The sequence below is a fragment of the Candidatus Desulfovibrio trichonymphae genome (assembly GCF_002355955.1).
Classification (GTDB): domain Bacteria; phylum Desulfobacterota; class Desulfovibrionia; order Desulfovibrionales; family Desulfovibrionaceae; genus Desulfovibrio; species Desulfovibrio trichonymphae.
Genome location: NZ_AP017368.1, coordinates 725,991 through 735,000 on the forward strand (window position 1 = coordinate 725,991; position 9,010 = coordinate 735,000).

Consider the following 9,010-nt stretch of genomic DNA (forward strand, 5'->3'; position numbering starts at 1 on the left):
TCAAGCGGCATTGCGAACGGAAAGCAGGACGCATCTCAAATTTTAGCTCCACGTAACGGCTCGTTCCATCATGCCCGATTTCAGACAGCCATAAAACGAACGGTTCAAAAGCATGGCCTGTTGCGGCTTCAAGAAATTTAGATGGTCCGCCTGTCTAACAACGCGAAACCTCTTGACAGAGGCATGCGCGCGGCGTAAAAAGGCAACTTCTGAGCGGGAGTAACTCAGTGGTAGAGTGCAACCTTGCCAAGGTTGAAGTCGCGGGTTCAAATCCCGTCTCCCGCTCCAACGTTTTCAATGCATAAAGGCGGCATAGCCAAGTGGTAAGGCAGAGGTCTGCAAAACCTCCATCTCCAGTTCAAATCTGGATGCCGCCTCCAGCGCAATCTTGCGTTTCGTCGCTGCATGCAAACGCGGGAGCAACTCAGTGGTAGAGTGCAACCTTGCCAAGGTTGAAGTCACGGGCTCAAATCCCGTCTCCTACAGTGAAACGCCGCCGCATTCAGATCGTCCGTTATCCCCTTGATTCCATTTTAAATAAAGGTCATGCCCGGCAGAGAGGATTATCTCTGAGCATTTTAACGAATGCTCATCTCGGGAGCGGCTCCTGGATATCCGGCGTCAGCGCAAAGATTCTCTTAAGGGCCGCGCGCATTGGAAGGTCCGTTGCCCTGTCACGTGCTGTCACTGTCACAATGCGGTGAGATGGGCAGCGAAACTCAGCTTCGCGAGATTCACCTATGGATGCCAACAAAAAAATTCTGATTCTGGGCGTCGGCAATATTTTATTGACAGATGAAGGCTTTGGCGTGCGGGCTGTTGAGTATCTGCAGGCCAACTACACCTGGCCGGTACGCATACGCCTGCTGGACGGCGGCACGCAGGGGCTGATGCTCATGCCTGAAATTCAGGACTGCGACTTGCTCGTCGTGCTGGATGTAGTGCTGGCTGGAGAAGCCCCCGGCACGGTGTATCTGCTGAAAGGCGAAGACCTGCGGAAAAGTCTGAGTTTTCGTGATTCCATGCACCAGACAGACCTGCTGGACACGCTCATCACCTGTGAACTCGCCGGACATAAGCCGGACGCGCTTGTCATCGGTATGGAGCCCTTTGACTGCAGAACAATGGGCGTGGAACTGACCCCGCAAGCCCAAGCCCGCCTGCCGGAATTCTGCCGCAAGACGATGGATGAACTGGCCCGCCGCGGCATCAGCCCCGCGACGGAACCGGCCTGACGATTCCGCACCTGCACGCGCTTGCCTGTTGCAGCAAAAAACATATGGCAGAAACAGCAAGATAAATTGCTTTAAAGTTCCGCCGAACACCCGATGCAAAAATAGGCAAAACCACGTTCCGCCATGGATGCAGCCGCATAGAGATTACGTCCGTCAAAAAGCAGGGGGGCTGTCAACAGGGATTTGACGCGCTCGAAGTCCGGATTACGGAACTGATTCCATTCAGTTGCCACAAGTAGGCCTTGGGCACCGTCGCAGGCAGAATATTGATCATCCAATATTTCAACAAGACTGTTCTCTTTAAATATGCGTTGCGCATTTCCGCTCGCCACAGGATCAAAAGCGCGCACCCGCATGCCCGCTGCAGTCAACAGCCCGACAATGCTCACTGACGCGGCTTCACGCATATCGTCGGTATTGGCTTTGAAAGCTAGACCCCAAAGCGCCAAGGTTTTGCCTTTCACGCCGCCCTGCGGAGCAAAGTATTCCTGAATGCGCACCGCCATATGCTGTTTCTGACGGGCGTTGACCGCCTCAACCGCATTGAGCAGCAGAGGCACTACGCCGGCATTGCCGGCAGTATGAATCAATGCCTTGACATCCTTTGGAAAGCAGGATCCGCCATAGCCAAGGCCTGGATAAATGAACTGATACCCAATGCGTGTGTCCGAGCCGATGCCGGTGCGCACATCACGCACATCCGCGCCGACATGTTCACATATCATTGCTATTTCATTGATAAAAGAAATTTTTGTCGCCAGCATGCAGTTGGCGGCATATTTTGTCATCTCTGCGCTGCGCGGGCTCATGATCAAAATTTTGTCCCTTGTGCGGGCAAAAGGCGCATACAGTTCACGCAACAAAGCAGCAGCCTTCTGAGAATTCGTGCCGAGCACTACGCGATCCGGCTTCATAAAGTCCGCTATTGCAGCGCCCTCTTTAAGAAATTCCGGATTGGAAACCACCGTGACGATATCAGTTCTCTTTCGCGCCGCAAGGCCATTTTCTATGATTTCACGCACCATGTCGGCCGTGCCTACCGGCACAGTGGACTTGTCCACCACAATAAGCTCATTTTGCATCTCGCGACCGATGTCATGGGCAGCCTGTTGCACATAACTCAGATCACACGAACCGTCAGGCAGAGAAGGCGTGCCCACGCAAATAAAAACGCAGTCCGAACCGGCAATGCCCTCTGCGAGTCGGGTAGTGAAGAACAGACGGCCGTCTGCATGACTGCGCCGCACCATGTCTTCGAGACCAGGCTCAAAAATATGAACTGTGCCGATATTGAGCTTTTCCACAACCGCGGGATTAACGTCGATACAGGTCACGGTATTGCCCATTTCAGCAAAACATGCGGCACTCACAAGACCAACATACCCCGTGCCGATAATACACAATTTCATGGCTCATGCCTCTCTGATTTCGAATGCGGAGAGTTTCACCTTAGTCGGATGCAGACGCGCGCAGGGCTGAATACCGACAAAAGCAGGATCAGACAGAGCGGCAATCGCCCGAAAAAACTACTTTTTGCCTTCAATAGTCTGGACTATTTTGCGGGCTACGGGTTTCACGAGATCGCACAGGGTGTCCAGCAGCAGATTTTCCGCCGCAGAAGATGAGGGAAGACCGCTGCGCGATTGTGAAGAATGATACGCGTCGCGCAAAATACGATTTTGACGATTGGCCAGCGTATAGTTAATGCTCAGCTCTGTGGCAAGGTCTGTGGCTGAGATTTCACGCAGCCACAGGACGCTCAGTTCGCCTGTGACGAGATAGTCCGGATTGCCGCTGCTCGCCTGTTTTACCGTTGTGGAATACGAAACCTGCACGCCGTTGCGCGCGAGTTCGTCAGCCAGCGCACGGCTGACCCAGTCTGCAATATTGTCGCCGGTGACAAAGACGCTGTTGTCGCGCCGCACGCCAAGGCGCGTCATGTCAGAGCGACTGTCGGCAAAAGTCACTACGCATACATGTACGGCGTTGGGAGCGGGAAGCACGGCTGCGTCCAGCGGCGGCTGATTCAGCAGCCGCACGTTGTTGCTTGGCCCGCACGCCGTGAGCAGCAGTGTGACCAGCAGAGAAAGAGGAAGAACAACGCGAACGTAATTCATGACGGCCTCGTGCAGGTTTGAGAGATTTGTAAAAAATATACAATACTTGATGCTAACCTGAAAACAGTCGTCTTGCAAGGGGTTATTGCCCGTGGTATACAGCCCGCACCATGTCATTGCGTTGCCGGGTGAAGATCGGCATTGAAAATGTCAACCTCATCAAGCGCGGGTTGATCCAACTGCGGGACGACCATGATTGATCTCAAGCTTGTGCAAAAACAGCCGGAAGTGCTGGCAAAAGCTCTGGCTGACCGGCATTCTGCCATTCATGTAAGTGAATTTCTTGCGCTGGACGCCCGTCGCCGTTCTCTGCTCGCCGAGGTAGAGGCTTTGAAAAACAGGCGCAATACCACATCTGCCGAGCTTGCCGTCCTCAAGCGCGCAGGGCAGGATATTTCGGCCATGCAGACGGAGCTTGGCGGGCTTTCTGACCGCATCAAGGCGCTGGATGTTGAAACTGCGCGGGCCAAAGCCGATGTTGAGGCCTGGCTTTTGCGCGTGCCCAATATTCCGGCTATCTCCGTGCCGGCCGGTTGTGACGAATCGGAAAATGTGGAACTGCGCCGATGGGCGCGCCCGCGTGATTTTGATTTCCCGGTCAGGGAACACGGTGATCTGGGCGCGCGCCTTGGCGGTTTTGATTTTGAGCGGGCAGGGCGGATCACCGGCAGCCGTTTTGTATTTTTTTTCGCTTGGGCAGCGCGTCTTGAGCGGGCGCTCGTTAATTTTTTTCTGGATCAGCACGCGCGCTGCGGTTATATTGAGATATGCCCTCCCCTTATGGTTAATCGTGCTTCCATGACAGGCACAGGCCAGTTGCCCAAATTTGAGGAAGACCTTTTTGCGTTGCGCGACAGGGATTATTATCTAATTCCCACCGCAGAAGTGCCGCTGACAAATTTGCACTCCGGCGAAAGCCTTGACGAGGCGGACCTGCCGTGCGCCTACTGCGCGGCCACGCCTTGTTTTCGTTCCGAAGCAGGCGCGGCGGGCAAGGACACGAGAGGCATTATACGGATGCACCAGTTCGCCAAGGTTGAGATGGTGCGCTTTGCCCACCCTGACGACAGCTTCAATCAACTTGAAATCATGCTCGGCCACGCATGCGCGCTGCTGGAACTTCTGGAACTGCCCTACAGGGTTGTCACGCTCTGCACCGGAGATATGGGCTTCAGCGCCGCAAAAACGTATGATGTGGAAGTATGGCTGCCCGCGCAGAGCGTGTACCGTGAAATATCCTCCTGTTCCAACTGCACGGATTTTCAGGCCAGACGGGCTGACATACGTTTCAAGCCCAAAGGCGGCAAAGCCGCTTTTGTCCATACGCTTAACGGTTCCGGCCTGCCCGCTGGACGCGCCATGGCCGCTATTCTGGAAAACGGCCAGCAAAGAGACGGCAGCGTGCGTCTGCCCGAAATTCTCGTTCCCTATATGGGCGGCGTGGAATGCATTGAACCGCTGTAAGCAAACACGGCCGTGCCCAGGCTGATTTCAGTCTTGTGGATTTATACTCATTACCGGGGGCAAACGGATTCCACGAAGGAAAACTGGCTGCTCTGGTCAATTTCCACGACAACGGCGCATTTTACGGGGTCGCCCTGTGCGTCGAAGTGCATGCTGCCGGTGATGCCGTCGAAATTTTTCATGGACACCAAGTTATCACGGATGAGTTTACGCATAGTGCGGACATTCTTGTCCACTTTGCCGCCGTTCTGGATGGCCTGAGTGATGATCAGCACTGCGTCCCAAGTAAGGGCGGCCACGTCGTCTGGCACATAGCCGTATTTAACTTTATATTTGTCGATAAAGGCCTTGGTCGCGCCGGTGGCTCTGGCAGCGGCGTAGTGAGTGGAAAAAAACTGTCCGATGCAGTCCTTGCCGCAGAGTTTCATCAATTCGGCGGAACCCCAAGTGTCAGAGCCCATGAACGGCCCCTTGTAACCCAGCTCCCGCCCTTGACGCACAATCAAAGCTACGAAATTGTAGTTTTCCGGCAGAAAAATAAAGTCCGGTTTCATGGCAATAATCTTGGTCAACTGGGCGGAAAAATCTTGGTCTTTGGGGCCATGCGACTCCATGGCGATAATGGAGTCGGCACCGTTCAGACTTTCCCAGCTTTTTTTGAAATTATCGGCCAGACCTTTGGAATAATCGTTGGAAATCTCAAACATGACGGCAGCGATTTTAGCGCTGAATTTTTTAGCCGCGAAATTGGCAGCCACCGGAGCCTGGAAGGAATCCAGGAAGGCGGCCCGAAATACCCAAGGCCTGTCTCTGGTGACCTCCGGGTTGGTGGACCAGGGGGTAATCATGGGGACTTCATTGTCATCCGCCACGCCGCCCGCCGGAACAGCCTGACGCGAAGACTGCGGCCCGACTATGACGATAACGTTGTCGCGGTCAATGAGCTTCAGGGTCGCGTTTACCGCAGATTCCGGCTTGGACTCGTTGTCCTCGTAAATGAATTCCAGCGGAAAACGCCTGCCGCCCACCAGAAGCCCGCCAGCGGCGTTCACTTCATCCTTAAACATCTCCGCCGCGTATTTGGTGGATTCGCCCACCATGGGGATTTCGCCAGTCAGCGGAATGGGAAAGCCTATTTTAATACTTTGTCCAGCCGCCGGCGCAAAGTTGATGAATAGCGCCATCAAACAGCCTATTAACGCGAGAATTAATAATCGCCTTGCCATATGTATTCCTTTTCCACACTGCTTCCACACTGCTGAGAAACCCTTTACAGGGAAGTGTATACAATTACATTGCAAAACGCAATTGACAGGTATTTTTGCAGAGGCATGTTATGGAGGGAGAGGGGAGAAAAAGAAAAGCCCCCGGCGTTGTACGGGGGCTCTCAAACAATTTGGCAGCGGCCTACTTTCCCACAAAAAGCATGCAGTATCATCGGCGATGAAGAGCTTAACTGCCGAGTTCGGAATGGGATCGGGTGTACCCTCTTCTCCATGGCTGCCAAAAGCTCGGCCATATATAATTGACAGGGAAGGAAGGAGTTTCTTTCAAACAAGACTCACGGGCTATTAGTACTGGTCAGCTCCACGCCTCGCGGCGCTTCCACACCCAGCCTATCAACGAGGTGGTCTACCTCGGCCCTTCAGGGATTGCTCCAGGGAGAACTTATCTTAAGGCAGGCTTCCCGCTTAGATGCTTTCAGCGGTTATCCCTTCCGCGCTTGGCTACCCTGCTGTGCCGTTGGCACGACAACAGGTCCACCAGGGGCGCGTCCATCCCGGTCCTCTCGTACTAGGGACAGGCCCTTGCAATTCTCCTACGCCCACAGAAGATAGGGACCAAACTGTCTCACGACGTTTTAAACCCAGCTCGCGTACCACTTTAAACGGCGAACAGCCGTACCCTTGGGACCTGCTTCAGCCCCAGGATGTGATGAGCCGACATCGAGGTGCCAAACCGCATCGTCGATGTGAACTCTTGGATGCGATCAGCCTGTTATCCCCGGCGTACCTTTTATCCAATGAGCGATGGCCCTTCCATACGGGACCACCGGATCACTAACACCTACTTTCGTACCTGCTTGAGATGTCTCTCTTACAGTCAAGCTCCCTTCTGTGTTTGCACTCAACGGCTGGTTTCCAATCAGCCTGAGGGAACCTTTGCATGCCTCCGTTACTCTTTAGGAGGCGACCGCCCCAGTCAAACTACCCGCCAGACACTGTCCCCACGCCGGATAACGGCGTCGGGTTAGGGACCTGAAAAAACAAGGGTGGTATTTCAACAACGGCTCCCCCCATACTGGCGTACAGGGTTCACAGCCTCCCACCTATCCTACACATGCAGGTCCAAATCCCAATGTCAAGCTATAGTAAAGGTGCACAGGGTCTTTCCGTCTTTCTGCGGGTACACGGCATTTTCACCGCGACTTCAATTTCACCGAGTCTCTGGCCGAGACAGTGTGGAGATCGTTACGCCATTCGTGCAGGTCGGAACTTACCCGACAAGGAATTTCGCTACCTTAGGACCGTTATAGTTACGGCCGCCGTTTACCGGGGCTTCAATTCAAGGCTTCGCTTGCGCTGACCTCTCCTTTTAACCTTCCGGCACCGGGCAGGCGTCAGTCCGTATACGGCGTCTTTATGACTTCGCACAGACCTATGTTTTTAGTAAACAGTCGCCACCACCATTTCTCTGCGGCTCCCTCAAGCTCGTCAAGTAAATCGCTTCACCTGAAGGAGCACCCCTTCTTCCGAAGGTACGGGGTTATTTTGCCGAGTTCCTTGGCCAGAGTTCTCTCGAGCGCCTTGGATTATTCATCCCACCCACCTGAGTTGGTTTGCGGTACGGTTTGCGTATCCTATACTTAGAAGCTTTTCTTGGCAGTATGGACTCAACGGCTTCAGACCTTGCGGTCACGGACTCGCGTCTCAGCCTTGAAGTGTGCGGATTTGCCTGCACACAAGCCTACTCGCTTACACCGGGATCCAACACCCGGACCGTCTATCCTCCTGCGTCCCTCCATCGCGCGAATACACAAGTACGTGAATATTAACACGTTTCCCATCAGCTACGCCTTTCAGCCTCGCCTTAGGGGCCGACTAACCCTGGGAAGATTACCTTTACCCAGGAAACCTCGGGTTTACGGCGAACGGGTTTTTCACCCGTTTTATCGTTACTCATGTCAGCATAATCACTTCTCCTCAGTCCAGCATGGCTTACGCCACACCTTCAGCCCAAGAAGAACGCTCCCCTACCAGATCCCTTGCGGGAAATCCGAAGCTTCGGCAGCATGCTTAGCCCCGTTACATTTTCGGCGCAACGTCATTAGACCAGTGAGCTGTTACGCTTTCTTTAAACGATGGCTGCTTCTAAGCCAACGTCCTGGGTGTCTACACAACGTCACCACCTTCACCACTGAGCATGCATTTGGAGGCCTTAGCTGTCGGTCTGGGCTCTTACCCTCTCGACGACGGACCTTAGCACCCGCCGTCTGACTCCTGTGATACATCTGACCGGCATTCTGAGTTTGAAAGAGTTTGGTAATCTGGTAGGACCCCTAGCTCTGTCAGTGCTTTACCTCCGGCAGACAATTCACAAGGCTATACCTCAATATATTTCGGGGAGAACCAGCTATCACCGGGTTTGATTGGCCTTTCACCCCTATCCACAAGTCATCCAAAACGTTTTCAGCCGTTATTGGTTCGGTCCTCCACAAGGCTTTACCCTTGCTTCAACCTGCTCATGGATAGATCACCCGGTTTCGGGTCTGATCCGCACTACTCTTCGCCCTGTTCAGACTCGCTTTCGCTACGGCTCCACTTGCGCTTAACCTCGCAGTACAGATCAACTCGCTGACTCATTATGCAAAAGGCACGTGGTCACCGCTCATGGCGGCTCCCACAGCTTGTAAGCATCAGGTTTCAGATTCTATTTCACTCCCCTGACAGGGGTTCTTTTCACCTTTCCCTCACGGTACTGGTGCACTATCGGTCGTCGGTTAGTACTTAGCCTTGGAAGATGGTCCTCCCGGATTCCCACGAGGTTTCACGTGCCTCGCAGTACTCAGGCGCCGGCCGCGTCGCTTTCAGGTTCGGGTACGGGGCTTTCACCCGCTTTGGCAAAGCTTTCCAGCTTCCTTCCCCTGCCTACTCGCGAATCACTTATGCCGGTCCTACAACCCCGCACGGACGA

5 protein-coding genes, 3 tRNA genes and 2 rRNA genes (1 of these 10 running past the window's edge) are annotated in these 9,010 nt (G+C 53.9%); 5 read left to right on the forward strand and 5 right to left on the reverse strand.

The features are described from left to right. The first annotated feature begins 213 nt into the window (after nucleotides 1-213). The 4 genes from RSDT_RS03505 (at nucleotide 214) to RSDT_RS03520 (ending at nucleotide 1,235) form a co-directional block, all read left to right on the forward strand. Nucleotides 214-288, forward strand: a tRNA-Gly gene (locus tag RSDT_RS03505). 18 nt (nucleotides 289-306) lie between these two features. Beyond that, a tRNA-Cys gene (locus tag RSDT_RS03510) sits at nucleotides 307-380 on the forward strand. A gap of 33 nt (nucleotides 381-413) precedes the next feature. Beyond that, nucleotides 414-485 (forward strand) — tRNA-Gly (locus RSDT_RS03515). A gap of 255 nt (nucleotides 486-740) precedes the next feature. Further along, the gene (locus RSDT_RS03520) at nucleotides 741-1,235 is read left to right on the forward strand and encodes a HyaD/HybD family hydrogenase maturation endopeptidase (RefSeq protein ID WP_096399583.1); all 495 of its coding nucleotides are present in this window, start codon (nucleotides 741-743) and stop codon (nucleotides 1,233-1,235) included. Nucleotides 1,236-1,306: 71 nt separating this feature from the next. On the opposite strand, the gene RSDT_RS03525 is transcribed toward RSDT_RS03520, so the two are convergent. After that, nucleotides 1,307-2,644 carry a UDP-glucose dehydrogenase family protein gene (locus RSDT_RS03525; RefSeq protein WP_096399584.1) on the reverse strand — a complete coding sequence of 446 codons (1,338 nt, stop codon included), beginning with the start codon at nucleotides 2,642-2,644 and terminating at the stop codon, nucleotides 1,307-1,309. 117 nt (nucleotides 2,645-2,761) lie between these two features. Further along, on the reverse strand, nucleotides 2,762-3,352 hold the full coding sequence (locus RSDT_RS03530; protein WP_096400484.1) for a hypothetical protein: 591 nt from the start codon (nucleotides 3,350-3,352) through the stop codon (nucleotides 2,762-2,764). 192 nt (nucleotides 3,353-3,544) lie between these two features. Here RSDT_RS03530 and serS point away from each other — a divergent pair, with 192 nt between their 5' ends. Continuing rightward, the gene (serS, locus tag RSDT_RS03535) at nucleotides 3,545-4,816 is read left to right on the forward strand and encodes a serine--tRNA ligase (RefSeq protein WP_096399585.1); all 1,272 of its coding nucleotides are present in this window, start codon (nucleotides 3,545-3,547) and stop codon (nucleotides 4,814-4,816) included. 50 nt (nucleotides 4,817-4,866) lie between these two features. Here the strand turns inward: serS and RSDT_RS03540 are convergent, their stop codons facing one another. The 3 genes from RSDT_RS03540 to RSDT_RS03550 all read right to left on the reverse strand — a co-directional run. Next, entirely contained in the window at nucleotides 4,867-6,000 is a 1,134-nt protein-coding gene (locus tag RSDT_RS03540; protein WP_231941759.1) for an ABC transporter substrate-binding protein, read from the reverse strand. Nucleotides 6,001-6,210: 210 nt separating this feature from the next. Next, a 5S ribosomal RNA gene (gene rrf, locus RSDT_RS03545) occupies nucleotides 6,211-6,324 on the reverse strand. Between the two features lie 42 nt (nucleotides 6,325-6,366). Further along, a 23S ribosomal RNA gene (locus tag RSDT_RS03550) occupies nucleotides 6,367-9,010 on the reverse strand (it continues 285 nt past the right edge of the window).

Bases quoted from the DNA above. Each gene is read 5' to 3' on its own strand.
- RSDT_RS03525 (WP_096399584.1), bottom strand. From the start codon at position 2,644: ATGAAATTGTGTATTATCGGCACGGGGTATGTTGGTCTTGTGAGTGCC.
- RSDT_RS03540 (WP_231941759.1), bottom strand. From the start codon at position 6,000: ATGGCGCTATTCATCAACTTTGCGCCGGCGGCTGGACAAAGTATTAAA.
- RSDT_RS03520 (WP_096399583.1), top strand. From the start codon at position 741: ATGGATGCCAACAAAAAAATTCTGATTCTGGGCGTCGGCAATATTTTA.
- serS (WP_096399585.1), top strand. From the start codon at position 3,545: ATGATTGATCTCAAGCTTGTGCAAAAACAGCCGGAAGTGCTGGCAAAA.
- RSDT_RS03530 (WP_096400484.1), bottom strand. From the start codon at position 3,352: ATGAATTACGTTCGCGTTGTTCTTCCTCTTTCTCTGCTGGTCACACTG.